This window comes from Mesorhizobium sp. WSM2240 (assembly GCF_040438645.1).
Lineage (GTDB): Bacteria > Pseudomonadota > Alphaproteobacteria > Rhizobiales > Rhizobiaceae > Allomesorhizobium.
Genome location: NZ_CP159253.1, coordinates 1,733,653 through 1,757,829 on the forward strand (window position 1 = coordinate 1,733,653; position 24,177 = coordinate 1,757,829).

Annotated in this window: 23 protein-coding genes; 14 read left to right on the forward strand and 9 right to left on the reverse strand. The window is 63.2% G+C overall.

The window, feature by feature from the left end:
* Positions 1-19: 19 nt before the first annotated feature.
* The 6 genes from rsmA to lptF form a co-directional block, all read right to left on the reverse strand.
* Positions 20-847 (reverse strand): 16S rRNA (adenine(1518)-N(6)/adenine(1519)-N(6))-dimethyltransferase RsmA, encoded by an 828-nt coding sequence (gene rsmA, locus ABVK50_RS08290; protein WP_353642012.1) that lies wholly within the window; start codon positions 845-847, stop codon positions 20-22.
* Entirely contained in the window at positions 844-1,860 is a 1,017-nt protein-coding gene (pdxA, locus tag ABVK50_RS08295) for a 4-hydroxythreonine-4-phosphate dehydrogenase PdxA (RefSeq protein ID WP_353642011.1), read from the reverse strand. Before pdxA ends, rsmA begins: the two co-directional genes overlap by 4 nt.
* 6 nt (positions 1,861-1,866) lie before the next feature.
* Positions 1,867-2,805 (reverse strand): peptidylprolyl isomerase, encoded by a 939-nt coding sequence (locus ABVK50_RS08300; RefSeq protein ID WP_353642010.1) that lies wholly within the window; start codon positions 2,803-2,805, stop codon positions 1,867-1,869.
* Positions 2,806-2,896: 91 nt separating this feature from the next.
* Entirely contained in the window at positions 2,897-5,296 is a 2,400-nt protein-coding gene (locus ABVK50_RS08305; protein ID WP_353645982.1) for an LPS-assembly protein LptD, read from the reverse strand.
* Between the two features lie 77 nt (positions 5,297-5,373).
* On the reverse strand, positions 5,374-6,459 hold the full coding sequence (gene lptG, locus ABVK50_RS08310; protein ID WP_353642009.1) for an LPS export ABC transporter permease LptG: 1,086 nt from the start codon (positions 6,457-6,459) through the stop codon (positions 5,374-5,376).
* A complete protein-coding gene (lptF, locus tag ABVK50_RS08315; protein ID WP_353642008.1) occupies positions 6,456-7,658 on the reverse strand; it encodes an LPS export ABC transporter permease LptF in 1,203 nt (400 codons plus the stop codon). Before lptF ends, lptG begins: the two co-directional genes overlap by 4 nt.
* Positions 7,659-7,995: 337 nt before the next feature.
* Between lptF and ABVK50_RS08320 the strand changes: the two genes are divergently transcribed.
* The 6 genes from ABVK50_RS08320 to ABVK50_RS08345 all read left to right on the forward strand — a co-directional run bounded on the left by ABVK50_RS08320 (position 7,996) and on the right by ABVK50_RS08345 (position 12,893).
* Positions 7,996-9,495 carry a leucyl aminopeptidase gene (locus tag ABVK50_RS08320; protein ID WP_353642007.1) on the forward strand — a complete coding sequence of 500 codons (1,500 nt, stop codon included), beginning with the start codon at positions 7,996-7,998 and terminating at the stop codon, positions 9,493-9,495.
* A 21-nt stretch (positions 9,496-9,516) separates the two neighbouring features.
* Positions 9,517-9,966, forward strand: coding sequence for a DNA polymerase III subunit chi (locus tag ABVK50_RS08325; RefSeq protein WP_353645981.1), 450 nt, complete (start codon positions 9,517-9,519; stop codon positions 9,964-9,966).
* A 28-nt stretch (positions 9,967-9,994) separates the two neighbouring features.
* Entirely contained in the window at positions 9,995-10,606 is a 612-nt protein-coding gene (locus tag ABVK50_RS08330; RefSeq protein ID WP_353642006.1) for a hypothetical protein, read from the forward strand.
* A 10-nt stretch (positions 10,607-10,616) separates the two neighbouring features.
* Positions 10,617-11,477 (forward strand): 23S rRNA (adenine(2030)-N(6))-methyltransferase RlmJ, encoded by an 861-nt coding sequence (locus ABVK50_RS08335; RefSeq protein WP_353642005.1) that lies wholly within the window; start codon positions 10,617-10,619, stop codon positions 11,475-11,477.
* Between the two features lie 80 nt (positions 11,478-11,557).
* Positions 11,558-12,034 (forward strand): hypothetical protein, encoded by a 477-nt coding sequence (locus ABVK50_RS08340; RefSeq protein ID WP_353642004.1) that lies wholly within the window; start codon positions 11,558-11,560, stop codon positions 12,032-12,034.
* A 244-nt stretch (positions 12,035-12,278) separates the two neighbouring features.
* Positions 12,279-12,893, forward strand: coding sequence for a ribonuclease (locus ABVK50_RS08345; RefSeq protein WP_353645980.1), 615 nt, complete (start codon positions 12,279-12,281; stop codon positions 12,891-12,893).
* 200 nt (positions 12,894-13,093) lie between these two features.
* Here ABVK50_RS08345 and ABVK50_RS08350 read toward each other — a convergent pair whose 3' ends face one another.
* The gene (locus tag ABVK50_RS08350) at positions 13,094-14,239 is read right to left on the reverse strand and encodes an acyl-CoA dehydrogenase family protein (protein WP_353645979.1); all 1,146 of its coding nucleotides are present in this window, start codon (positions 14,237-14,239) and stop codon (positions 13,094-13,096) included.
* A gap of 219 nt (positions 14,240-14,458) precedes the next feature.
* Here ABVK50_RS08350 and ABVK50_RS08355 point away from each other — a divergent pair, with 219 nt between their 5' ends.
* A complete protein-coding gene (locus ABVK50_RS08355) occupies positions 14,459-15,181 on the forward strand; it encodes a helix-turn-helix domain-containing protein (RefSeq protein WP_353642003.1) in 723 nt (240 codons plus the stop codon).
* Between the two features lie 84 nt (positions 15,182-15,265).
* A complete protein-coding gene (locus tag ABVK50_RS08360; RefSeq protein WP_353642002.1) occupies positions 15,266-15,862 on the forward strand; it encodes a glutathione S-transferase in 597 nt (198 codons plus the stop codon).
* Positions 15,863-15,931: 69 nt separating this feature from the next.
* Here ABVK50_RS08360 and ABVK50_RS08365 read toward each other — a convergent pair whose 3' ends face one another.
* Positions 15,932-16,597, reverse strand: coding sequence for an outer membrane protein (locus ABVK50_RS08365; RefSeq protein WP_353642001.1), 666 nt, complete (start codon positions 16,595-16,597; stop codon positions 15,932-15,934).
* A 392-nt stretch (positions 16,598-16,989) separates the two neighbouring features.
* Here ABVK50_RS08365 and ABVK50_RS08370 point away from each other — a divergent pair, with 392 nt between their 5' ends.
* The 6 genes from ABVK50_RS08370 to ABVK50_RS08395 all read left to right on the forward strand — a co-directional run bounded on the left by ABVK50_RS08370 (position 16,990) and on the right by ABVK50_RS08395 (position 23,617).
* Positions 16,990-17,754, forward strand: coding sequence for an SDR family oxidoreductase (locus tag ABVK50_RS08370; protein WP_353642000.1), 765 nt, complete (start codon positions 16,990-16,992; stop codon positions 17,752-17,754).
* A gap of 74 nt (positions 17,755-17,828) precedes the next feature.
* Entirely contained in the window at positions 17,829-19,829 is a 2,001-nt protein-coding gene (gene uvrC, locus ABVK50_RS08375) for an excinuclease ABC subunit UvrC (RefSeq protein WP_353645978.1), read from the forward strand.
* 93 nt (positions 19,830-19,922) lie between these two features.
* A complete protein-coding gene (gene pgsA / locus ABVK50_RS08380) occupies positions 19,923-20,513 on the forward strand; it encodes a CDP-diacylglycerol--glycerol-3-phosphate 3-phosphatidyltransferase (protein ID WP_353641999.1) in 591 nt (196 codons plus the stop codon).
* An 8-nt stretch (positions 20,514-20,521) separates the two neighbouring features.
* Positions 20,522-20,776 carry a molybdopterin converting factor subunit 1 gene (gene moaD / locus ABVK50_RS08385; RefSeq protein ID WP_353645977.1) on the forward strand — a complete coding sequence of 85 codons (255 nt, stop codon included), beginning with the start codon at positions 20,522-20,524 and terminating at the stop codon, positions 20,774-20,776.
* 1 nt (position 20,777) lies between these two features.
* On the forward strand, positions 20,778-21,263 hold the full coding sequence (locus ABVK50_RS08390) for a molybdenum cofactor biosynthesis protein MoaE (protein WP_353641998.1): 486 nt from the start codon (positions 20,778-20,780) through the stop codon (positions 21,261-21,263).
* Positions 21,264-21,379: 116 nt separating this feature from the next.
* A complete protein-coding gene (locus ABVK50_RS08395; protein WP_353641997.1) occupies positions 21,380-23,617 on the forward strand; it encodes an EAL domain-containing protein in 2,238 nt (745 codons plus the stop codon).
* Positions 23,618-23,691: 74 nt separating this feature from the next.
* Here the strand turns inward: ABVK50_RS08395 and ndk are convergent, their stop codons facing one another.
* Positions 23,692-24,114 (reverse strand): nucleoside-diphosphate kinase, encoded by a 423-nt coding sequence (ndk, locus tag ABVK50_RS08400; protein ID WP_353641996.1) that lies wholly within the window; start codon positions 24,112-24,114, stop codon positions 23,692-23,694.
* Between the last annotated feature and the right edge of the window lie 63 nt (positions 24,115-24,177).

Sequence of the window (24,177 nt, forward strand, 5' to 3'; positions counted from 1 at the left end):
CAGCTCACTGAGCCAAGCTTCACACCGCGTTGGCCAGCGCCACGAACTCCTCGACGGAAAGCGTCTCGGCGCGGCGGGTTCCATCGATGCCGGCGGCTTCCAGCAGGCGAGCGCCCTCCATGCTCTTGAGGCTCTGGCGAAGCATCTTGCGGCGCTGGCCGAAAGCCGCCTCGGTGACACGGCCGAGCGTGCGGACATCGGCTGGCAACGGAGCCGGCCGCGGAACCAGATGGACCACGGACGAGGTGACCTTGGGGGGCGGCGTAAAAGCCTGCGGCGGCACGTCAAAGGCGATCCTGGCCTCGGTGCGCCAGCCAGCGAGAACGCCGAGCCTGCCGTAGGCGTCACTGCCCGGCCGCGCCACGATGCGCTCGGCCACCTCGCGCTGAAACATCAGCGTCATCGACTGGTAGAAGGGCGGCCATTCGGCGACGGTCAGCCAGCGCACGAGAAGCTCGGTGCCGATATTGTAGGGCAAGTTGGCGACGATCTTGACTGGGCCATCGCTGGCGATGGCAGCGAAATCGGTCTTCAGCGCGTCGCCGGAAATGGTTTCGAAGCGGTCGGGATAATGCGCTGCGATCTCCGCCAGCGCCGCCAGGCAGCGCTCGTCGCGCTCGATAGCGATTACCCGGGCAGCCCCGTTCATCAGCAGCGCGCGGGTGAGGCCGCCGGGGCCTGGGCCAACCTCGATGACGGTCGCTTGCGACAGATCGCCGGCGGCGCGGGCGACCTTGCCGGTAAGATTGAGGTCTAGCAGGAAATTCTGGCCGAGCGATTTCTTCGCCTGCAACCCGTGCCGCTCGATGACCTCGCGCAGCGGCGGCAGGCCGTCCGGAGAACTCATCTGGAGCGGCTTTCATTGTTGGCGAGATGCCGCGCCAGCTTCAGTGCCGCGATCAAGCTGTCCGGGCGGGCGATGCCCTTGCCGGCAATGTCGAAGGCCGTGCCGTGGTCGGGCGAGGTGCGGATGAAGGGCAGGCCGAGCGTGACATTGACGGTTTCGTCGAAGGCCAGCGCCTTGGCCGGGATAAGCGCCTGGTCGTGATACATGCAGATCGCCGCGTCGTAGTTTTGGCGGGCGCGGGCATGGAACATAGTGTCCGCCGGTAACGGCCCGAAGGCTTCGACGCCTTCGTTTTGAAGTGTCTCGATGGCCGGTCGGATGATCGTCTCGTCTTCAGTGCCCATCGCACCGCTTTCGCCGGCATGCGGGTTGAGGCCGGAGACGGCTAGGCGCGGCTTTGCAATGCCGAAGCGGGTCCTGAGATCGCGCGCGGTGATCCGCACGGTGCGCAGAATGGCATCTGTGGTCAGCGCGCCTGGAACTTCGGCCAAAGCTATGTGGATCGTTACCGGCACGGCGCGCAGGTCGGGTCCGGCCAGCATCATCACCGGCGATATTTCCGCGCCCGTCTTCAGGCCGGCCAGATAGGCGAGGTATTCGGTGTGGCCTGGAAAGCGGAAACCGGCGTCGTAGAGCGGCTTCTTGGCGATCGGGCAGGTGACGACCGCCGAAGCGTGACCGGACAAGGTATCGGCCACGGCGCGGTCGATCGCTTCCACGATGCCATCGGCATTGGCCTTGTCGGGCACGCCGGGCGCATCGACGAAGCGCGCCGCGAGCGGCACGACGGGCAGGGCGCCGGCAAACCGGGCGGCGGCTTTTTCGGGCGTCGTCTCTACCACCGGGACCACCAGCCCGAGGCGCTGGGCACAGGCCGCGACCGAAGCGGGATCGCTGAGGAGGTAGAATGGCGAGATGGCGTTTTCAGCGCGCCGAAACCACGCGGCGATGGCGATTTCGGGGCCGATGCCTGAAGGATCGCCCGCCGTCAGCGCCAGAGGCGGCCTGCTCACGGCGCGCTAGCGTTCGACGATGCGGGCTCTTTTCCGCAACTCGGCGATGTACTTCTTGTCGAGTTCGCTGGCCTGGTCGTCGGTCTTGGTTTCGGACTGGAACACCATCTTGGCGACCCGGTCGTCCGAGACTTCGCGGCTGCTGCAGATGCCGATGAATTCGACGCCGCGGTCGGTTTCCTTGACGGCGGTCGCACCGCCGGTCTTGGTATTCTTGATCTGGTCGGCCCATTCCGGCGGTAGCTCCGGGGCAAGCACACGGCCGAGATCGCGCACCGTCACGTCGAGCAGTCCCTTGGCGAATTCACGAGAGCTGTCGCAGCCGTTGAAGCGCGCGCGCATGGCCTCGGCTTCGCGCTTGCGCTGGCCCATCTTTCCTTTTTCCGCCGCAGGCACGACGAAGATGACCTGCTGGAGCATGTATTCGGTGGCGCTGGGCTTGTTGCCGCCTTGCTGCTGCATGCGGCGCACCACGTCCTGCTCGCTCATCGTGCCGCCCTGCGACTTGAACCGCGCGGAAAGCGCCTGGTTCCAGCCCATCTGGGAACGAATGAAATCCTTGAAATGTCCTTCGGTGATGCCGGCCTTGTTGAGGATTTCGGACATCTGCGCCGGCGAGAGCTTGTTGGAGCCTGCGAAACGCTTGAAAGCGGCATCGACCGCCTCGTCTGTGATCTTGATGCCGAGGCGCTTGATCTCGGCGGTCCGCAGGGTTTGCTCGACCATCTCGTCGGCTGCCATCTGGTTCAGATTGCCCTTGCGATTCTGCAGCTTCAGGAAGGCGGCGCGACGCTGGATGTCGTAAGTGGTGACCGGAACATTGTTGACGACATATTTGATTTCGCTCGCCGCCGCGGGCGAGGCGACTAGAACAACAGGCAGCGAGCCCGCTGCAACAGCCACAGCAAAACTTGCCGAAAACAAATATTTCCCGATCGAAAACATGCCAGACACTCCCCGCATTCCGCTTTTGTTCTGAATGGATACGGCCGTGATGCCCATCCTATGCGGCGAAACGATGACGCCGCGCCGTCCGCTACTGCTCGATGATCTCGCTGGTAGCCGAGCCGAAGTCGCCGAGCGTGCGGAACGAGATGTTGAAGCCGATCGAATGTTCGTCGTCTTCTCTCAACGAGACGTTCTGGTCGTTGTCCCGCTTGGTCGACCAAGTCATCGTGTAGGAAAAACATTCGTCGTCATAGGCGAATCCCACGGAATTCCTGACGAGCACCCCGGATTCGAAATCGTAGGTGCCGGAGCCGAAAGCCCGCCAGTTTTCGTGGACGCGGCCCGAGGCGGCCAGCGTGACTTCGCGGCGGTCCTGGCTGAAGCCGTAGAGCGGCTGCGCCTGGACGAAGGCATATTGAGCGGTGAGCGAGAGCGGCCTTGAGAAGTAGCCGACCTTGGTTTCGGCGCGCCGCACCTCGAAGGTCTGCTCGTCGAAGCGGGCGCTGACCGAGGCGGAGAGGCCGTTGGGCGCTATGAAGCCGGCCAGGCCAACATAGTCGGACGTGTCCGTGTCGAGCCCGGAATAGGCGCCGACATTGACCAGATCGGGCGCGGCGAAGGGGTTGTCGCCGGCGAGTTGGTAGGATTGGCCGAACAGGGCGTTGGTGGCCCAGCCATTGCCGAACGAGCCAGAATAGCGCAGGCCGATATTGGCGCGAGAGCCGCCTTCGATACGGTCATAGCCGGAGAATTTGTCGCGCTCGAACAGAGTCGAGGCGTCGAAGACGAAGCTCTGCGCATCCTCATTCGGGATGCCGAGCGTCTCTTCGTAACGGGCATCGGGACGCGCGAAAACCTGCGCCATGGGCTCCAGCACATGCGTAGCGCTGGTGGTGGAGAACAAAACGGGCCAGCGCAGTTCAAGGCCGGCGGTGGCCATGGCGCGGTAATAGGCAGAACGGATGTCGGTAGCCACGTCGATATCTGGATCGCTAGCCATGGCGTTGATTGCTTCTATCGACCGGTCCGACTGGCTCACATAGGTGGTGTCGGCCTGGAAGGCCAGCAGCGGCGTCACCACGAGGCCGCCATCAGTGATGTAGGAGCGTTTCCATTCGGCCTCGGCGGTCAGCCGGGTGGAATCGCCGTCTATGCCGCGGATAAGTGGCGAGCGCTCGTCATCTAGGCCGAGGGTGGCACACGGATCGTCCAGCGAAGTTGGCGTCGGATCCGGGACCAGACAATCCAAGGCAGAACGCCTGACCGAGCGCGCATTGATGTCGATGTTGAGTTCGCCGCCTGCGACGGGAGCATCCGGCGTGTAGGAATAATCGAAGGACGGGAGCACCCAGGGCTGCTTTTCGGCTGCGGAGCCGGAGGCGCTGTCGAAGGCATCCTCCTGTAACTGGAAATACATTCCGCGCAGATCGAAATAGTTCCGGTCGTGAAGGCCCGTCAAATAGACTTCCGATGTGTGGACGTATTTGTCGTATTTCTCGATTTCATAGGTGCGTGAGAAATTCTTGTCGGTCTGGACGAGCACGTCCCAGCCGAAAACCCAGCGCGGATTGATGTCGAAGCGCCCCTGGGTGCCGAACATACCGCGGAACTTGTTGGGGTCGTCTTCGCGTCCGGAATCGACGTTGCGGCGGCCGTTCTCGTCGATGAATGCGTCTGGATCGTTCTGGTGGATGCCGGCGATCTTCAGGCTGTATTCGCCATTGTTGAAGCGCTGGCGCCATTCAGCTTCGCCTAGGAAGCCCTGCTTCGTGTAACCGGTGCCGGTCAGTGTCAGATCGTAGGTCGGCGACAAAGCGAGGTAATAAGGGATTGATACGCCGGCCCCGAGCTCGCTCTTGTATTTGATGCCGGGGAACAGGAAGCCGCTCTTGCGCTTCACGGTCGGGTCGGCGATCTCAAAGGAGGGCAGGAATGCAAGGGGGAAGCCGAAGAACTCGAAACGCGAATTCTCGAAACGGATCGTCTTGGCCTTGCCGTCCCAGATGATCTTGCGCGCCTTGATGCGCCAGATCGGCGCCTGGTCCGGCTTTTCTTCGCAAGGCTCGCAGGCGGTATAGACGCCGTTGTTGAAGGTGGTCAGCCTACCGCCCTTCCGCTCGGCGCTCTCGGCCGCGAAATAGGTCTTGTCGACGGTTTCGACCCGCAGCGCATTGACGAAGCCGTCGCCGAAATCATCCGTGATGTCGATCTCGTCGGAGAATATCCTGGTACCGCTGCTGTCGACGATCTCGACATTGCCGCTGGCGATCAGACGCGCGGTCTTCCGGTCATAGGTTACACGCTGTGCGACGAGGCGGTTGCCGCCATAATCGATCTGCACGCCGCCGACCGCGGTCACCGTATTGGCGTCGTTGTCGTAGACGAGCGTGTCGGCCTCAAGCAGCATCTGGCTGCCTTCGGGAATATCCGCCCCGAGATCGGGCAGTTCCTGCGCCAAGGCGGGCAGGGCAGGCAAAACGCACGTCATGACGCATACAAGCGCCGTCGCGCCATACAGGCGCGCCAAACGGGCCGATTTGCGGTCAGATGTCACCGCCAACCCCACTAACCGTCCTCCTTGTAGAGCAGAAACGTCACCCCGAAAAATAATGCTACGACAACCGGCAGCCATGCCGCCACAAATGGCGGAACGAATCCGGCATTACCAAACGCTTTTACCAATACCGAAACGACATAAAGCAGAAAGCCGGCGAGGACGCCACCCAGAATCATCGTCGCCGACTGGCCCATTCTGGCGAAGCGCATCGACACGGTGGCGGCGATCAGCGTCATGGCCACGAGAAGCGGCGGAAGCGCCAGCAATGAGTGGAACTGCATGGCGAAAGCATTGGCCCTGAGGCCGAAGGAGCGGGCCACCTCGATCTTGCTCGGCAGGTCGAAAAACGGGATCGTTTCGGGTCTAGCCAGCCGCTCCTGCACGAATTCGGGTTTGAGATTAGTCGCGACGCGGTCCTGCTCAAGCGATTCGGCCGCGCCGCCGCGATAGCGCTTGACCTCGTTGAGTTCCCAGTAGCCGTCGCGCAGATAGGCCCGCTTGGCGTCCTTGCGCTCGACGATGTCGCCGTCGGCGTCGATCTCGAAGAACACCGCGTCGGCCAGTTCCAGCCCCTGATTCAGGATGGCACGGGCGCCGATGATGGTGTCGACATTGTTGGCCTTCTGGCGAATCCATGGCGCCGAGAACGCCGAAACCTGGTTGGACTCGCCCGAACGCAATCTGGATTCGAGGACCTCGGAGCGTGAAAATCCGTGTGCTGCAATAGGGTTGAGCAGGGTGACGCTCAGTATACCGAAAAGCAGCGCGCCGATGCAGGCCGGCAACAGGAACTGCCATGCGGAAATGCCGGCGGAGCGGGCGATGACCAGTTCGTATTTGCGGTTGAGCGAGATCAGTGTGGCCATCGCCGCAAACAGCGCGATGAAAGGCACCGTCTGCAGCATAATCATGGGAACGCGCAGCGCTGAAACCGCAAGCGCTGTCTGGAAGGTGAAGCCGGGCAGGCCGGAGGTCCGGCTGGAAAATTCCGTGAAGTCGATCAGGAAGACCAGCGCGAAGATGCCGACGAAGAACCATGCCGTGATGGCCGAATAGCGCACGAAGAAATAGCGGCCGAGCGTCCAGCCCATCATGCGCCTCCCGGTGAGGCGGCCCGGCGGCCGGCAAGTCTCTGCCAGAGCCGCCCGAATCGTTCGCCGGCATTGCGGCCGAAGGAGACCAGCCCCTCAGCCCACGAGATGGGCAGTTCCATGGTCCGGTTGCTTCTGATGAACCAGATCGCCGCGGCCGAGGCGGCGATGGGCACGGCGTAGACGAAGGGCGTGAAAGCCGCCGACGACTGCGCCTGGTTGGTCACGAAGAAGCCGAGCCAGCGGACGAAAAGCGCGATCGTCACCGCGGTTATCAGTGGATTGATTCGTGCCTCCCGATGCGAACGCGCATCGCCGGCGACGGCCAGCGCGATCAGGGCGAAAACTAATGGGTAGGTCCATTCGGTAAAGCGCCTGTGGAGCTCAGCGCGGAACGATTGCGGCTTTTGCTGATAGACGTCGTCATTGGGATCGGGATTCATGAGATAGGCGATCGTCCGGTCCTTCGGATACATCGTGATCCTGTCGCCGGACGACGAAAAGGCCGAGAGGTCGAAAGCGTAGGAGGTGAAGCGGATGACGGAGACCTCGCCGGCGGGTGTCTTCCGATGGACGACGCCGTCGGCCATCACCAGTAGGCTCTTATCATCGCTTTCGACCACCGAGCCTTTCTTGGCGTAGTAGACGAGGTCGATGCCTTCCTCGCGCGAATCGGCGACGAAGATGCTGCCGAGCTGGCCGTCCGGCAACCGCTCGCCGACCTGCACAAAGAGGCCCTCATCGATCTTGCGGAACGTTCCCTCCTGGATGACCAGCGACAGAAGATCGGCCCTGGCCGCGGCGACCAACTGGCGGCCGCGCTCACGCGCATAAGGATCGACGCCATTGTCGACCGCGAATGAGAAAACGCTCGCCGCGACTGCGAGAATGATGACGGGGCGGATGACCGTCGAGCGCGAACTGCCGGCGGCGGCAACGACGACCAGCTCCGAATCGGTATTCATCACGCTCAGCGTCTGCGCAACGGCGATGATCAGGGCAAAGGGAATGACGATCGGGATGATCGACGGCAGGATCAGCGTCGCGATTTCGAAGAAGGTGAGGGCGGACTGGCCGCTGTCGGTGACAAGGTCAATGCGCGCCAGAACCTGCGTGGTCCAGACGATCGCCAGCGTCCAGAACAGCGCGGCTGCAAAAACTTCGAGCGTGCGACGCAATATGTAGCGTTCGACGACCTTCATGAGACGCGCGATTCCGTTACGGGGGCGACTGTCCTGCCGCGGACAATCCCCGCAACCAGATACGTGCGCAAACTACCCGCCGGACGGCGGGAGCACAACCGGCTCGAATTGGTATCCGTCCCGTCTCGACTTTCCGGCATGCTCAAATTGTCCCCACTATTGGATAAGGAAGTGCCAACGCGAATGGTTACCTGGATATTAACCGGCTTTTGGCGGCCGCAAGATTGTGGCGGGGAATTGGAGCAAAAAGCTGGCGCAACGGCTTTCGCCTTGCCAAATGCCGTAAAACGACCAAATGTCGCGCACCACGACAGTCCATCCCCGAAAGCAGGTATCCATGACGTCCAGACCATCGATCAGCTTTGCGAAACCCGGCATGCCCAAAAAGGGCAGCGTCATCGTTCTGGCGACCGAGGGCGGCGCGCTGAGCGACGCAGCGAAGGCATGCGATCCCGGCGACACGTTTGCGCGCGCCTTTCCGGTGGCGGATTTCAACGGCAAGCTGGCCAGCGCCGTCGAGGTGCTGGCGCCGCAAGGCACGCAATTTGATCGCCTCGTGGCGCTCGGAGCTGGCAAGGTGGACAGCCTGGACGCTCACGCCTGGCTGAAGCTCGGCGGCGCGGTTGCGGGCCAGTTGCGCAAGGCGAGCGAAGTGGCGGTTGTCGCCGATCTTCCGGGCGCCGAAGTCGATGCGGCCGCGGTGGCGAACCTCGCCGCAGGCATCCTGCTCAGGACCTATTCCTTCGACAAGTACAAGACCAAGAAGGACAATGCCGAAGGCGAGCAGCCGAAAGCGGCCAAACCGGCCAAGATCACCATATACTGCGCAAACCCGGCGGCTGCCAAAAAGGCATTTGCCGATGCCGAGGCGGTGGTGGACGGGGTGACGCTGGCGCGCGACCTCGTCAATGAGCCGGCCAACATACTCGGCCCGGTGGAATTCGCAGCGCGCGCGAAGGAACTCGAGGCGCTCGGCGTGACGGTCGAGATTCTCACCGAAAAGGAGATGCGGAAGCTCGGCATGGGCGCGCTGCTCGGCGTGGGACAAGGCTCGGCCCGGCCCCCGCGGCTGGTCATCATGAGTTGGAACGGCGGCAAATCCAAGGACAAGCCGGTCGCCTTTATCGGCAAGGGCGTGGTCTTCGATTCGGGCGGCGTCTCGATCAAGCCGGCCGCCGGCATGGAAGACATGAAGGGCGACATGGGCGGTGCGGCCGCTGTGACCGGCCTGATGCATGCGCTCGCCGCGCGCAAGGCCAAGGTGAACGTCGTCGGTATCCTCGGATGCGTGGAAAACATGCTCGACGGCAACGCCCAGCGGCCCGGCGACATCGTCACCTCCATGTCGGGGCAGACCATCGAGGTCCTGAATACCGACGCGGAAGGGCGCCTCGTGCTCGCCGACGCGCTCTGGTATTGCAATGACCGCTTCCAGCCGAAATTCATGGTCAATCTGGCGACGCTGACCGGCGCCATCATGGTTGCGCTCGGGCAGAGCCATGCCGGCCTGTTCTCCAATAATGATGAACTGGCCGGGCGGCTGACCGCAGCCGGCCTCTCCACCCAGGAAAAGCTCTGGCGTATGCCGCTCGGGGCCGAATACGACAAGCTGATCGACACCAAGAACGCCGACATGAAGAATATCGGCGGACGCTTCGCCGGCGCCATCACTGCGGCGCAGTTCCTGCAGCGTTTCGTCAAGGATACGCCATGGGCGCATCTCGACATCGCCGGCACCGCGATGGGGTCGCCGTCGAGCGAGATCAACCAGTCATGGGGTTCCGGCTTCGGCGTGCGGCTGCTCGATCAACTGGTCCGTGACCATTATGAAAGCTAAATGCCTTCAGCGCTGGCCAGGATGACGGAAGTTCTGTTTTACCACCTGACCGAATCGACACTCGAGGAGGCGCTGCCGGGCTTGCTGGAAAAGAGCGTCCAGCGCGGCTGGCGCGCCGTCGTGCAGACCGGAACCGAGGAGCGGCGCGACGCGCTAGACGCGCATCTGTGGACATTCCGGGACGATTCGTTCCTGGCGCACGGGACGGATCGCGAGCCGCATGCAGCCGAACAGCCGGTGCTGCTGACGACGGAGGCGGAAAACGGCAACGGCGCCGAAATCCGCTTCATCGTCGACGGTGCGACACCGCCCGATGTCGCGGCCTATGAGCGGGCGGTGTTCATGTTCGATGGGCATGACGCCGCGCAGCTCGAAACGGCGCGTGAACACTGGAAGGCAATGAAGGCGGGCGGGCACGCTGTCACTTACTGGCAGCAGACGCCGGAGCGCCGCTGGGAGCGGAAGGCGTGACGGCCGGCGCGGCTAAGCAGGTTTCGTGATGCGCCTGCTGTTTCTCCTGATCTTCCTGATCGGCGCGGCGATGGGCGTCGGCTATCCCTATGTGATCCGGAATTTTTCCGGTCATGAGATCGGCACATGGCGGGTTTACGACAGCGTCGGCGGCTTCCGGCCGGTCGACGCGACGCTGGGCGCGACCGATGCGCCGGTCCGGGTACTGGTCGACATCACGAGCACGGCTGCGCCTGAGGTCGCCGAAAACGCAGCCATCCTGACCATCACGGCTGCGGCCGGTGGCCGGACGGTCCTGGCCGAGACGCTCGGGCTGGCCGGAGCGACAGCGCGTGACGACACCCCGCAAACGCCGCAGAAGATCTATCGCATCGACGCCGGCGCGATCGCCGAGGTCGAGGACGGTGTTCATACGTTCACGCTCGGCCCTGGAGATGCGGAAGAGGTCGATATCGAAGCCGTCGATCTGATCCTGCTCGCCGGCGCGGGCGCCTATGACCAGCGGGCGCAGCCGCTGGGCTTTTCGCTGATGGCGATCGGCTTCATCGGCTTCGTGCTGGCGCTGCGGCGCGGAAAGCCCGATCGAAACCCGAACTCGCAGCCGCCGAAGCCCCGCTGGGGCAGGGGCGGCGAGCGCTGAAGAGGGGCGGATGAACTACCGCCACGCCTATCATGCCGGCAATTTCGCCGACGTGGTCAAGCACGCGGTGCTGGCCCGGCTGGTCGAGTACCTGAAGCTCAAGGACAAGGCGTTCCGCGTCATCGACACCCATGCCGGTGTGGGGCTCTATGATCTCTCGGCGGAGGAGGCGCAGAAGACCGGCGAATGGCGAAGCGGCATAGCGCGCCTGCTCGAGGCGAGGCTTGCGCCCGAAGCGGCGGCGCTGCTGGCGCCTTATCTCGATGCGGTGCGGGCGGCTAATCCCGATGGCGGGCTTCTGTGCTATCCGGGCTCGCCGCTGATCGTGCGCGGGCTTTTGCGCAAGCAGGACCGCCTGTCGGCGATCGAACTGCACCCGCAGGATTTCGCAGTACTGAAAACCCTGTTCGCCGACGATTATCAGGTCCGGGTGCTGGAACTGGATGGGTGGCTGGCGCTCGGAGCGCATCTGCCGCCGAAGGAGAAGCGCGGCCTGGTGCTGGTCGATCCGCCCTTCGAGCAGGAGGGCGAGTTCGCCCGCCTGGCGGAGGGACTGCGCAAGGCTCATCGGCGCTGGCCGGGCGGCATCTACGCGCTGTGGTATCCGGTCAAGGACCGCCCCGCGGTGAGGAGGTTCCGCGAGGCCCTGGCCGGTTCCGGCATCCCGAAGATCTTGGACATTCGCTTCGATGTCAGGCCGGCTGCCGACGAGCCGCGTTTCGACGGGACCGGCATGATTATTGTCAATCCGCCCTTCACGCTGGAGAAGGAACTCGGCCTCATACTGCCTGCGCTGCATGCGGTGCTCGCCGAGACAAAGGCAGCCGGGTGGCAGGTCGAATGGCTGACGGGGGAAGACACCGCCGCCTGACGGCGGCTTGACCCTTGCGCGGCCTTTGCGCAAACTGCCGGCCATAGTGCTTCGCGCCGGCCATCATTAACGAGGACAGTATGACCCGCATCGCCCGTTTCGCCATGGCCGCAACGCTGGCCCTCGGTTCGTTCATGACGCCGGCAGCTGCGCCCGCCGCCGACATGAGGATTTACCAGCAGCAAGATTCTGGGGTCTGCGCCGACAGGCGCTTCCTGGCCAAGATCACCGACCGCTTCCGTTACCAGGTGCGGCACGTTCCGCACCTGCCCGACGTCGCGATTACCGATTTCCAGCGCATCCGCGCCACCCTTTTCGAGCCGAGAGCCGAGCGCAAGCCCATCGCGCGGCAATATTGCGAGGCCGAGGTCGTGCTTTCCGACGGCTACACACGTAATATCTGGTACCTGATCGAAGGCGGCATGGGATTTGCCGGCATCGGCGACAATGTCGAATTCTGCGTCGACGGCTTCGACCGCTGGTACGTCTATAACGGCCGCTGCCGCGTCCTACGCCCGGGTGTGGATAGGATCCAGGTGGGGACGGCCTACAAATGACGGCTTTCTGTGCTTCCGGTGCTCACGTACCTGAATGTACGCTCCGCTCCGGTTCTCGAAATCCGCCATTTTGGTCGCTGCGCGCCCTCTTCGATCCGGCTCGTCCTGACCTGAATCGCAACACACCCTAAGCCGACGCATGGCAGCGTATCGACGCTGGCTGTATGCCGCCGGGGCAGGACTGGCGCTGATCGCGGCGATCGCGTTCGGCTGGGACCTTGTCGGCCAGGGCGGCGTCGGGCAGATGGCTGAGCCGGCTGGCGTCCGCGCTGGAGGCGACGTGCCGGTCGGGACTGGTTTCGACTTCTACGTTCTGTCTCTCTCGTGGTCGCCTAGCTATTGCGAGGCGGAGGGAGAGGACGCCAATCGCCAGCAATGCCAGTCCGCGAGGCCCTATGCCTTCGTGGTGCACGGACTGTGGCCGCAATTCGAACGCGGCTATCCCGAAAATTGCCGGACGGACGAGGACAGCGTCGACAATGCGACGCTACGCACGCTCTACGACATCATGCCGTCGGCCGGCCTGATCCGGCATCAGTGGCGCAAACATGGCAGTTGTGCCGGACTTTCGCAGGACGATTATTTCGACGTGCTGCGCGCCGCCCGCGGGACGATCGCTATTCCCGCGGAATTCAACCGGCTCGATGCCCACAGAACGCTCGATCCGGACGACGCCGAGCGCGCCTTCCTCGGCGCCAATCCGGGGCTCGCCGGGGAAGGGATTGCCGTGACCTGCGACAGGCGTTTCTTGCGCGAGGTGCGCCTTTGCCTGACCAAGGATCTGGCGTTCCGCTCCTGCCCGGAGGTCGACCGCCGCGCCTGCCGGCTCGATAGGGTCGTGATGCCGCCGGTACGCTGAGATTCATGTCATGCCGGCCTGCAAACGGCAGTAGCCGGGCAGGTTCAGTGAATCGCGCCTCACCCTTACCCTCTCCCCGTGAAGAACGGGGGGAGGGGGTCGCCAGCGTTGCGGCCATCTTCTTGTAATACACGAGGACAGGGTGCCGGCAGGCGGATGAGGACGAATCGAACCGCTCCATCGCATACTGCCGACCCACCTCAGAAGATGTTCGCAGTCGGCAGGCCGAGCGCCGTCGCCCCGGCATATTCCGCCTGCGGTCCGGACTGGAGCGGGTGGTAGCGCGCGCCCTGTATGTCGCGAAAACGCCGCTCCAGGCCCTGGCTGCGGTAGAACCCGGCGCCGCCGGCGAGTTCCATTGCCAATTCGACGGCCTCTATCGCATGGCGGGCGACCAGAGTGCGGCCGATCATCGACTCATTGATCGAGTCCGCCGATGGCGCATTGCGCTCGGCGACTTCGATCATGTGCCGCTGCGCAAGCTGGGCGGCTCGCAGGGCGGTATCCATCCGGCCGGCGAGTTCCGTGGCATGGCGGGCGGCTGGTCTCTTCTTAGCCAGTTCGACCGCTATGTCGCGGGCGCTTTCGGCCACGCCGAGATAGACCGAATAGATCAGCGGGAAGGCGATGGTTGCGATTATCTGGAACAGCGGGTGCCATTCGCCGCTGCGCCGCGTGACGGCGACGCTCGCATCGGGAACGAACAGTCCCTCGATCAGTACGTCGTTCGACCCGGTTCCGCGCATGCCGAGCGTGCGCCAGGTATCGGCGATCTTTACTTCCGGCGCCTTCATCGAGACAGGGAAATGGATGACCATGTCCGGCTCGCCCTCCGACCGCACGATCGCGCTCGTCATCAGGAGGTCGCCCGCTTCAGCGCCGGAGGTGAATACCTTCCGCGCCGAGATCCGGTAGCCGCCATCGACCTTGACGGCCTGTCCCGAGCCGGAAATCCAGTCGGAACCGCCGCTCGACAGAAGAACGAGGCGTTCGCTGGCGACCCGTTTCAAAAGCGGTTCAACGGCGGCAACTTTTTGATGACGCCACCGCCATGCCGGAATGGCGACCTGGTGCGTGTGCATGGAGAAGGCGAGGGCGGTCGAGCCGCAGTGGCGCGCCAGTTCGCGCAGCATGGCCGCGAGTTCCGCGACTTCCGCGCCGCCGCCGCCGAGTTCGCGCGGCACCGCTGCCTCGACGAGGCCGGCTTGCTTGAGAGATTTGTAGTTCTCCGCGACGAAGCGATCATTCTCGTCCGCATCGGCGGCGCGAGCGGTAAGTTGCGGGCCGAGAGAGCGGGCGATTGCGACAAAGTCGGTGGGGGCCAGTTCTACCTGCTCGGTCGGCATGGCGACAGCAAGTCCTGTGGTGCTCATGGTTTTATTCCTCCTTGATTGTATTTTCAGACACCGCGGAAGAATTGCGCCGGGACAACATCCTGTCCAGTTCAGGAACTGTATCGCCATGCAACCCATGGAGGAGAGGGCATTGCGATACTGCGAGTCAACTTGGCAGGAGCGCTGCCGAGGCGTATCCTCGACATGAAAAATTGGTTTCCGGGGAACAGCATGGAAGAGCGAGGCGGATATGGACAGTTCTGTCCCGTAGCAATGGCCGCCGAAATACTGTGCACGCGGTGGACGACGTTGATAGTTCGCGAACTGCTGTGCGGCACGACGCGCTTTAATGATTTGAGGCGCGGCGTTCCCCGCATGTCCCCGTCCCTGCTGTCCAAGCGATTGAAAGAACTCGAGAAAGCCGGCGTCATCGCGACTGCGCGTAGTGCCGGCGGATCAGTCGAATACCGCCTGACGGCGGCCGGCGAGGAGCTTGGCCCGATCGTGATGGCGATGGGATTCTGGGGCCAGCGCTGGGTTGAATCGACCCTGTCTCTGAAGAACCTCGACCCGTCCCTGCTGATGTGGGACATGCGGCGCAAGCTCAATCCCCAGCCTTTGCCGCCCGGGCGGTGTACGATTCAATTTCAATACCCCGAATTGCCGCCGGCGCGACAAAACTGGTGGTTGGTCATCGAGGATGGGAGCGTCGATCTTTGCGGCTTCGACCCGGGCTACGAACTGAACCTCCTGGTCAGGAGCTCGCTGAAGGTCATGACCGCGATATGGATGGGCCTGACCGTCGTTCGCACGGAGATCGAGGCCGGACGCCTCGAACTGGACGGCGATCCGTCGATCGCAAATTCCATGCAGCGATGGCTCGGCCTTAGTCCTTTCGCCGCCGAGAGCCGGCGAGTTCCTGATCCGACCGGCAAATTTTCAGAACTGGCCTAGCAAATCCCGAGCGTATGAACGCTGTTAGCCGTTGCCTCCGGCCTTACGCGGCAATAGCGTTGCGCCGCAACGTCAGGAGCCAGCATGCCAAAGATCCTCTATTCGCCCACTTCCCCCTACAGCGCCAAGGTACGCATGGCCGCGGCCTATGCCGGCATTCCGCTGGAAATGGTAGTGGTCGACGCGAATTCGCAGGCGCCGGAACTGACCGGCCCCAATCCGCTGGGCAAGATCCCGACGCTGGTGACCGACGAAGGGCAGGGGATTTACGACAGCCGGACGATCACCCAGTATCTGAACCGCCTGTCCGGCAGTGCGCTGTTTCCGCGCAATCCTACCAAGCGGCTGGAGGCCGAAATGCTGGAGGCCCTGGCAGACGGCGTCTGCGACTGCCTGCTCGCCCACGTCTATGAGCGGCGCATGCGGCCGGCCGAGAAGGTGCACCAGCCGTGGCTCGACCTGCAATGGTCGAAGGCGATGCGGGCTTTCGATCTCCTGAACGCCAACCCGCCGAAGCTGCCCAAAAAGATCACCGCCGGCCATATCGCACTGCGCGCCTGCCTCGGCTACATCGACCTTCGCTTTCCCGGACAGTGGGAGAAGGGCCGCGCCAGGCTGAAACGCTGGGCGGCGCGCTTCGACGAGAAATTTCCAGAGTTGAAGCAATACGTCCCGGCTTGACCTTTCGGGAGCTGACACAAAAACCGGGCGTCGAAACGCCCGGTTTTTCTTTGAACGATTTTACGCCGATCAGAACTTCATGCCGACGCCGAAGGTGATGCGGTGATCCTTGGCATCGACATCGCCCGAACCGCCGGCTGTGGTGAACTCTTCACTGCCGTAATCCGTATAGCGATACTCGACGCGGCCGAACACCTGCTCCGTGATCTTGACGTCGGTGCCGACGCCGGCCGTCCAGCCGACCATGGTGTTGTCATCGGAGACGCCGCCTTCGGTGACTTCCATCTGCTTCGCGGCGCCACCGGCGGTGGTGTAGAGCAGAACGTCCGGGGTCACGACATAGCCGAGACGGGCGCGCAGCGAGCCCTCGACGCCGGATTCGACTTCGGTGCCGGCATTGTCGCCCTTGACGCCGCTGTAGCCGATATCGGCTTCAACGCCAGCCACGATGCCGCCGGTTTCCCAATTGTAGCCGGCGAAAGCGCCGCCGACGAAGCCGTCGGTGTCGATGTTGTTGTCGAACGACTCATCTTCGGATTCGCCGCCGAAGGCGTAGCCGGCGCTGAGACCGGCATAGGGGCCAGCCCAGGAAGCCACCGGCAGTTCCTCGATCGGCGCCGGTGCAGGCGGCTCTTCCATGATGACGTCGGCGGCGTTTGCCGCATTCACGCCCATGACGGCGATGAGCCCCAAAGCGGTGGCAGTCGGCCACGCGAGATTCAGTATGCTTTTCATTTTTTACTCCTTGCCACAGCGCACTCACGACAGACTGTGGTTTTCGTTCGATAGGAGCCCCTGCCCGCGGGGAGGATAAACGGGCTCGGCGCCTCACCGTCCGAATTTCGGGACCAAATACGGCTGGAGCTTACCAAAAATCGGGTCATTCCCTGGCGCCAATGAGGCAGAACCATGGCGTTGCACATGCGCAACAAGCCTGTCAGGAGCTTTGCCGGCGCGGGCCGAAACCCCGCTTGGTGCAAGGCGTCCCGGCCCCTATATTGCGGGCATGCAACTCTCGCCTTTGCGGCTCACGGCAGCGAGGCATAGGCCTGTCGCCACATTGCCGTCAAAAGAACGAACCGCAGTTTAACGAAACCGCCGCCGGGCATCGCATCGGGATCTCGACAATGGCGCAAGCCCGAAACACAGCATTGGTGACCGGCGGGGCCAAACGCATCGGCAAGGCGATCGTGGAAGATCTTGCGGCACATGGGTTTGCCGTGGCTATCCACTGCAACCGTTCGCGAGCGGAAGCCGAGGCCTTGGCCCGCGCGGTTCGTGACGGAGGCGGTCGCGCCGAAGTGGTCGCGGCTGACCTGACAGATATGGCGGCGGCTGGCGGATTGCTCGAAACGGCCGAACGCGCCGTCGGGCCGGTGTCGCTGCTCGTCAACAACGCGTCGGTTTTCGAGGATGATTCGGTGACGGATCCCGACTGGGGTGCCTGGGACCGGCATTTCGCCGTGCACGTCAAGGCGCCGGCGCTGCTGGCCGGGCGGTTTGCCGCCGCACTCCCCGATGGCGAGGAGGGATTGATCGTCAACATCATCGACCAACGCGTCTGGAAGCCGACGCCGCACTATTTCTCCTATGCGCTGTCGAAATCGGCCCTGTGGGCCGCCACGCGGACGATGGCGCAGGCGCTGGCGCCGCGGATCCGCGTCAATGCCATCGGGCCTGGGCCGACGCTCGCCAGCGTCCGGCAGGCGCCCGGCGACCTGGACGCCCAGATCGAAGGCCTGATTCTCGGGCGTGGGCCGCAGCTTTCGGAATTCGGCGTGACGATCCGCTATCTCTGGGAGGCGCGCTCGGTGACAGGCCAGATGATCGCTATAGATGGCGGCCAGCATCTTGCATGGCAGACGCCCGATGTGACAGGCATGGCGGAATGACGGTCAAGGACGACACGATGAAGCGGCCGCCGATACCGCGCGGCGACAAGGCAGGCGGCGACATAGCCGGCTATATGCCCGGCCATGACGTCGAGGACGACGAGCCGGCAGTCGAGGCGTCGCCCCTTGCCGGACCGGACGTGCCGTTCACCGCGATAGACTGGAGCGCGCATGCCGGCGATGCCGACGGCATGGTCGGCGCGGAGGTCATCCAGACGCTGGTCAAGCGCCTGCCTAATGCGCCTGGCGTCTACCGGATGATGAACGCGGCCGGCGACGTTCTCTATGTCGGCAAGGCGCGCAGCCTGAAGAAGCGGGTGACCAATTACGCGCAGGGCCGGTTCCACACCAACCGCATCGGCCGGATGGTACGCGAGACCGCGACGATGGAATTCGTCGTGACCCGCACTGAGGTCGAGGCGCTGCTGCTCGAAGCCAATCTTATCAAGCGCTTACGGCCGCGCTTCAATGTGCTTCTGCGCGACGATAAATCGTTTCCCTATATCATGCTGACCGGCGATCATCCTTCGCCCGGCATTTTCAAGCACCGGGGGGCGCGCTCGCGCAAGGGCGACTATTTCGGGCCGTTCGCCTCGGCAGGCGCGGTCGGGCGCACCATCAATTCGCTGCAGCGGGCGTTCCTTTTGCGCACCTGCACCGATTCGGTGTTTGAGAGCCGCACGCGGCCCTGCCTGCTCTACCAGATCAAGCGCTGCTCAGGTCCGTGCACGGGCGAGATCTCCGCGGCCGAGTACGGCGAACTGGTTTCGGAGGCGAAGGATTTCCTGTCGGGCCGCAGCCAGAAGGTGAAGACCGAGATTTCGGCGGCCATGCAGGAGGCAGCCGAAGACCTCGATTTCGAGCGTGCCGCGATCTACCGCGACCGGCTGGCGGCGCTGTCGCATGTGCAGAGCCATCAGGGCATCAACCCGCAATCGATCGAGGAAGCCGATGTGTTTGCCATCCACCAGGAAGGCGGACAGGTCTGCATCCAGGTATTCTTCTTCCGCACCGGCCAGAACTGGGGCAATCGCGCCTATTTCCCGAAAGCCGATCCGGCGCTTGAGGGAGCGGAAGTGCTCGGCTCATTCCTGGCTCAGTTCTATGACGACAAGCCGTGCCCGCGCTTGATCCTGCTGTCGCATGCGGTCGAGGACCAGGAATTGCTGTCGGCGGCGCTGGCGACCCGCGCGGGCCACAAGGTCACCGTCACCGTTCCGCAGCGCGGCGAAAAGAAGGATCTCGTCGACCACGCCGTCCAGAACGCCCGCGAGGCGCTAGGGCGCAGGCTCGCCGAGACCTCGACGCAAGGGCGACTTCTGGCCGGAATGGCGGAGACGTTCGGGCTGGAAAAGCCGCCGGTGCGCATCGAGGTTTACGACAACTCGCATATCATGGGCACGAATGCCGTAGGCGCCATGATCGTGGCCGGGCCGGAAGGCTTCGTGAAGAACCAGTACCGCAAGTTCAACATCCGCTCGACCGAGATCACGCCGGGCGACGATTTCGGCATGATGCGCGAGGTGATGGAACGGCGCTTCTCGCGGCTTTTGAAGGAGCATGGCGAGAACAGTGATGCAACGGAAAACGAGGCGGACGAGGTCAACGGCTCCGGCTTCCCGGCCTGGCCCGACGTGATCCTGATCGATGGCGGGCAGGGGCAGATGACGGCGGTCCGTTCAATCCTGGAAAATCTCGGCATCGCCGACCGGGTCCAGGCGATCGGCGTCGCCAAGGGCCAGGATCGCGACGCCGGCCGCGAGCGCTTCTTCGTCAAGGGACGCGAATCCTTCTCGCTGCCGGTCCGCGATCCGGTGCTCTATTTCGTCCAGCGCCTCCGCGACGAAGCGCACCGCTTCGCCCTCGGCTCGCACCGCGCCCGGCGCAAGAAGGAGATGGTGAAGAATCCGCTCGACGAGATCAGCGGCATCGGGCCGGGACGCAAGCGGGCGCTGCTCCTTCATTTCGGAACAGCCAAGGCGGTGAGCCGTGCCGCGGTGGAAGATCTGATGGCCGTCGACGGAATTTCGGAATCGATGGCAAAATTGGTCTACAATCACTTCCATGAAAATTGACATAATTGCGCTGGCTCATTGCTTTTCGATGATTGACCCCCCACGGAGGCATCTGATTTGAGTATCTCTGGATCTGGAGAATTGCGGAAAGACATGGGCAAGCGGGCATTCAATCTTCCCAATATGCTGACGTATGCGCGAATTCTTGCCGTGCCGATGGTCGTGCTGTGCTTCTTTCTGGAAGGCCGGCTGCAGTCGAGCGAGTTCGCGCGCTGGACCGCGCTTGCCATTTTCATCGCCGCCAGCGTGACCGATTATCTCGACGGATATCTCGCCCGCGCCTGGCAGCAGACTTCGAATATCGGGCGCATGCTCGACCCGATCGCCGACAAGCTTCTGGTCGCGACCTGCCTGCTGCTGCTCGCCGCGGACACCGACAGGACGATCGCCGGCTGGTCGCTTTGGGCTGCGATCATCATACTGTGCCGCGAAATACTCGTGTCGGGCCTGCGCGAATACCTCGCCGCGCTGAAGGTAAGCGTGCCGGTGACGCAGCTCGCCAAATGGAAGACCGCGATCCAGATGGTCGCCATCGCGTTCCTGCTGCTCGGCCCGGCGGGCGACAAGATGGTCCCCTATTGGACGCAGATCGGCATATTCCTGCTCTGGGTCTCGGCCATCGTGACGCTCTACACCGGCTATGACTATTTTCGCGCCGGCGCCAAGCATATCATGGACGAATGACAGAGCCCCTGACCAAACTCGTTTACTTCGCCTGGGTTCGGGAACGGATCGGCAAGCCCGAGGAAGAGGTTTCGCTGCCTCTAGCGGTCAAGACAGTGGCCGACCTCCTGCAGTGGTTGAAGGCGCGCGGCGAGGAATATGAAAACGCGCTGCAATATCCGGATGTGATCCGCGTCGCGATCGATCACGAGCATGTTGATCACCGAGAGAAAATCGCCGGCGCGCGTGAGATCGCGCTGTTTCCGCCGATGACCGGAGGCTGAAATGCCGGCCGGCGTCGCGCCCGTCGTTCGCATCCAGCGGGAAGATTTCGACGTCGCTGCCGAGATCGGCCGGCTGACCGAAGGGCGCGCCGATGTCGGCGCGGTCGTGACGTTCTCCGGCCTGTGCCGCGACGAGGCGGGCACGCTCGCCGCGCTCGAGCTCGAGCACTATCCGGGCATGGCCGAAGCCGAGATCGCGCGCATCGCCGACGAGGCTCTGGGCCGCTGGCCGCTCATGGGCCTTATCGCAATCCACCGTTTCGGCAAGATCGCTCCCGGCGAAAACATCGTGCTCGTCGTGGCGGCGTCCGCGCACCGGCAGGCGGCATTCGAGGCGGCGTCCTTCCTGATGGACTATCTGAAGTCGCGCGCGCCTTTTTGGAAAAAGGAGCATCGCGCCGACGGATCCGAAGGCAATTGGGTCGACGCTAAGGAAGCCGACGACCAGGCTGCCGCACGCTGGAAAACTCAAAGAGATTTCGGCTAGTGGCTGAAACCTGCCGTTAAGCATGCGTTTCGACTGTTTGCCGGTTTAGAGTTTTCTAAAGTTGTCCTAATTACCTTCGCTGGCGACAAACCGCATCGCGAAGCAGAATGCATCCATTGCTGAGTTCATTGTTCGACGTTTGGGCCGGCAAGGACTGGCTGATCGCCGCAAACGTCGTATTGGCGGCTTTTGTCGGGCTTTGGACCGTTCGCTACCGCGGCCTCTACTTGCGGGCGCTCGCCGAGCAGGAAAACAATAGCGATCTGGTCGAGCACCTGTCGGAAGGCATCTACCGGGCGCTGCCGAACGGGCGGCACATCAAGAGCAACCGGGCTTTGGTGCGGCTGAACGGCTACGAGAGCGAAGAGGAGATGCTTGCGGGCATCCTCGACAGCGATCAGCCGTGGTATGTCGAGCCGGACCGCCGTAACGAATTCCACGGCGTCCTGATGCGCGACGGCAAGGTCGAGGATTTCGTCTCCGAAATTTACCGCCACAAGACGCGCGAGCGCATCTGGATCACCGAGTCGGCGAGGCTCGTCCATGACAGGAAAACCGGCCGAAAGCTGTTCTACGAGGGATCGGTGCGCGAGATCACCGAAACCATCAAGCGGCTCAAGCTCGAGGAGCAGTTCCAAAAGCTGACCAGCCAATTGCCGGGCGGCCTGTTCCAGTTCAGGAGCGCGCCTGGCGAGAAGCATGAAATGCTCTATGTCAGCGCCGGCATAGAGCAGATTTCAGACATTTCGCCCGAAGAGCATCTGGCGGATCCGTGGGCGTTTACAAACCTGGTCGTCGAGGAAGATCGCGAGGCCTATCTCGCGTCCCAGCAGGAAGCGGCCGAGAAGCTGGAGTCCTGGAATTGCGAGGTCCGGATACGCACTCGGGGCGGCAAGGAAAAATGGGTGAGCCTCGATGCGCGGCCGGAAAGGTCGGGCGACTGCGTGACGTGGCATGGCTATGTCTCCGACATTTCGGTGCGCAAGCGGCACGAAATGGAAATCGAGGAACTGGCCTATTTCGATCCGCTGACCCGGCTGCCAAACCGCCGCATGTTCCTCGATCGCATGACCCAGGCCATCGCCGCCTGCGAGCGGCGAGGCGACACCGGGGCGCTTCTGTTCATCGACCTCGACAACTTTAAGACGCTGAACGACACGCAGGGCCATGACATAGGTGATTGCTTCCTGGTGCAGGTCGCAGACCGGCTGCGCCGCTGCATCAATCCGCGCGACATGGTCGCCCGCATCGGCGGCGACGAGTTCGTGGTCGTGCTGGAGGAAACCGGCTCCGAGGCTGCACACGGCACGCTTCGAGCCATCACCACGGCTAATCAGATACTTTCGGCGCTGAACAGGCCGTTTGAACTCGGCCCGTTGCGCCATGTCGGGTCGGCCAGCGTCGGCGTAGTAGTGTTCGACGGCGGCGAAAAGCGTGCCGACGAGATTTTGAAGCGCGCCGACATCGCCATGTACCAGGCCAAGGCCGCGGGCCGGAACAGCACAGCGCTGTTCGATCCGGCGACGATGGACCGGGAAGCGCAGCGCTACCGGATGCTCAGCGACCTTCGCACGGCGTTTTCCGACGACCAGCTAGACCTCTATTTCCAGCCGCAAGTGGATCATACCGGCCGCGTGACCGGCGCCGAGGCGCTGGTGCGCTGGGAGCATCCCACACTGGGAAGAATTCATCCGGACGAGTTCGTCGCGCTGGCCGAGCAGTTCGGTCTCAACGACGAGCTTGCCGAATTCGTGTTCGTCAAGGGCCTGGAAGCGCTGGCGTGCTGGCAGCGTGACCCGGTGATGGCGCATTTGCGGCTGGCCCTGAATGTCAGCGTGCAGTCGTTCTCGTGCAACGGTTTCATTGCAATGGCCCGGAGTAAGATCAAGGCCTATGGCGTCGATCCGACAATGCTGACTTTCGAGCTGACCGAGCATGTCATGGCCAAGGACCATCAGCTTGTCGCCGCCAGGATGGCCGAGGCCAAGAAGCTGGGCGTCCGCCTGTCGCTCGACGATTTCGGCACCGGCTATTCGTCGCTGGCCTACCTCAAGCAATTGCCGTTCGACGAGCTCAAGATCGACGGCGGCTTCGTCGCCGATATCGAGAATTCAGACGGCGACCGGGCGCTGGTGAAGACGATACTGGCGATGGCGCGCACACTAGGCCTGTCGGCGGTAGCCGAGCATGTCGAGAACGTCCGGCAGGAGGCTTTCCTGAGGGCCTTCGGATGCGATTTCTTCCAGGGCTTCCTGTACAGCCCCGCCGTCCCTGCCGACCGCTTCGCGGAACTGTTTCACGGCGCGCGACCGCAGGTTGCCGCGCCACTGCCAGCCATGCTGCAGAGGGCATGAAAAAAGCCGGAGCGTTTGCCCCGGCTTTTTCATTTTTAATTCAGGCGCTTACAGCGTGAAACGGACTCAAATAGTCAGCCGACGATCTCGGTGTCTGAAAACCAGTACTTGATCTCCTGCGCGGCGGTCTCGGGCGCGTCGGAACCGTGCACCGAATTCTCGCCGATTGACAGGGCATGGACTTTGCGGATCGTCCCTTCGGCGGCGTTGGCCGGGTTGGTGGCGCCCATCACGTCGCGGTTCTTGGCAATGGCGTTCTCGCCTTCAAGGACCTGCACGACCGTCGGGCCCGACGACATGAATTCGACGAGCTCGCCGAAGAAGGGGCGTTCCTTGTGGACAGCGTAGAAGCCCTCGGCCTCGCGGCGGCTCATCCAGACGCGGCGGGAAGCGACGACACGTAGGCCGGCATCCTCCAGCATCTTGGTGATTGCGCCGGTCAGGTTGCGCCGGGTCGCGTCGGGTTTGATCATCGAAAACGTGCGTTCGATCGCCATAGTGTATCCTTCTGAGCAATGGGGATGAAAAGGTGGCGGACCTATACAGACCGCCCGCTGCAT

What these genes read in the sequence shown, in the direction of transcription:
- rsmA (WP_353642012.1), bottom strand. Translation starts at nt 847, where the DNA reads ATGAGTTCTCCGGACGGCCTGCCGCCGCTGCGCGAGGTCATCGAGCGG.
- ABVK50_RS08300 (WP_353642010.1), bottom strand. Translation starts at nt 2,805, where the DNA reads ATGTTTTCGATCGGGAAATATTTGTTTTCGGCAAGTTTTGCTGTGGCT.
- ABVK50_RS08305 (WP_353645982.1), bottom strand. Translation starts at nt 5,296, where the DNA reads ATGACGTGCGTTTTGCCTGCCCTGCCCGCCTTGGCGCAGGAACTGCCC.
- lptG (WP_353642009.1), bottom strand. Translation starts at nt 6,459, where the DNA reads ATGATGGGCTGGACGCTCGGCCGCTATTTCTTCGTGCGCTATTCGGCC.
- lptF (WP_353642008.1), bottom strand. Translation starts at nt 7,658, where the DNA reads ATGAAGGTCGTCGAACGCTACATATTGCGTCGCACGCTCGAAGTTTTT.
- ABVK50_RS08320 (WP_353642007.1), top strand. Translation starts at nt 7,996, where the DNA reads ATGACGTCCAGACCATCGATCAGCTTTGCGAAACCCGGCATGCCCAAA.
- ABVK50_RS08325 (WP_353645981.1), top strand. Translation starts at nt 9,517, where the DNA reads ATGACGGAAGTTCTGTTTTACCACCTGACCGAATCGACACTCGAGGAG.
- ABVK50_RS08330 (WP_353642006.1), top strand. Translation starts at nt 9,995, where the DNA reads ATGCGCCTGCTGTTTCTCCTGATCTTCCTGATCGGCGCGGCGATGGGC.
- ABVK50_RS08335 (WP_353642005.1), top strand. Translation starts at nt 10,617, where the DNA reads ATGAACTACCGCCACGCCTATCATGCCGGCAATTTCGCCGACGTGGTC.
- ABVK50_RS08340 (WP_353642004.1), top strand. Translation starts at nt 11,558, where the DNA reads ATGACCCGCATCGCCCGTTTCGCCATGGCCGCAACGCTGGCCCTCGGT.
- ABVK50_RS08345 (WP_353645980.1), top strand. Translation starts at nt 12,279, where the DNA reads ATGGCTGAGCCGGCTGGCGTCCGCGCTGGAGGCGACGTGCCGGTCGGG.
- ABVK50_RS08350 (WP_353645979.1), bottom strand. Translation starts at nt 14,239, where the DNA reads ATGCCGACCGAGCAGGTAGAACTGGCCCCCACCGACTTTGTCGCAATC.
- ABVK50_RS08355 (WP_353642003.1), top strand. Translation starts at nt 14,459, where the DNA reads ATGGAAGAGCGAGGCGGATATGGACAGTTCTGTCCCGTAGCAATGGCC.
- ABVK50_RS08360 (WP_353642002.1), top strand. Translation starts at nt 15,266, where the DNA reads ATGCCAAAGATCCTCTATTCGCCCACTTCCCCCTACAGCGCCAAGGTA.
- ABVK50_RS08365 (WP_353642001.1), bottom strand. Translation starts at nt 16,597, where the DNA reads ATGAAAAGCATACTGAATCTCGCGTGGCCGACTGCCACCGCTTTGGGG.
- ABVK50_RS08370 (WP_353642000.1), top strand. Translation starts at nt 16,990, where the DNA reads ATGGCGCAAGCCCGAAACACAGCATTGGTGACCGGCGGGGCCAAACGC.
- uvrC (WP_353645978.1), top strand. Translation starts at nt 17,829, where the DNA reads ATGCCCGGCCATGACGTCGAGGACGACGAGCCGGCAGTCGAGGCGTCG.
- pgsA (WP_353641999.1), top strand. Translation starts at nt 19,923, where the DNA reads ATGGGCAAGCGGGCATTCAATCTTCCCAATATGCTGACGTATGCGCGA.
- ABVK50_RS08390 (WP_353641998.1), top strand. Translation starts at nt 20,778, where the DNA reads ATGCCGGCCGGCGTCGCGCCCGTCGTTCGCATCCAGCGGGAAGATTTC.
- ndk (WP_353641996.1), bottom strand. Translation starts at nt 24,114, where the DNA reads ATGGCGATCGAACGCACGTTTTCGATGATCAAACCCGACGCGACCCGG.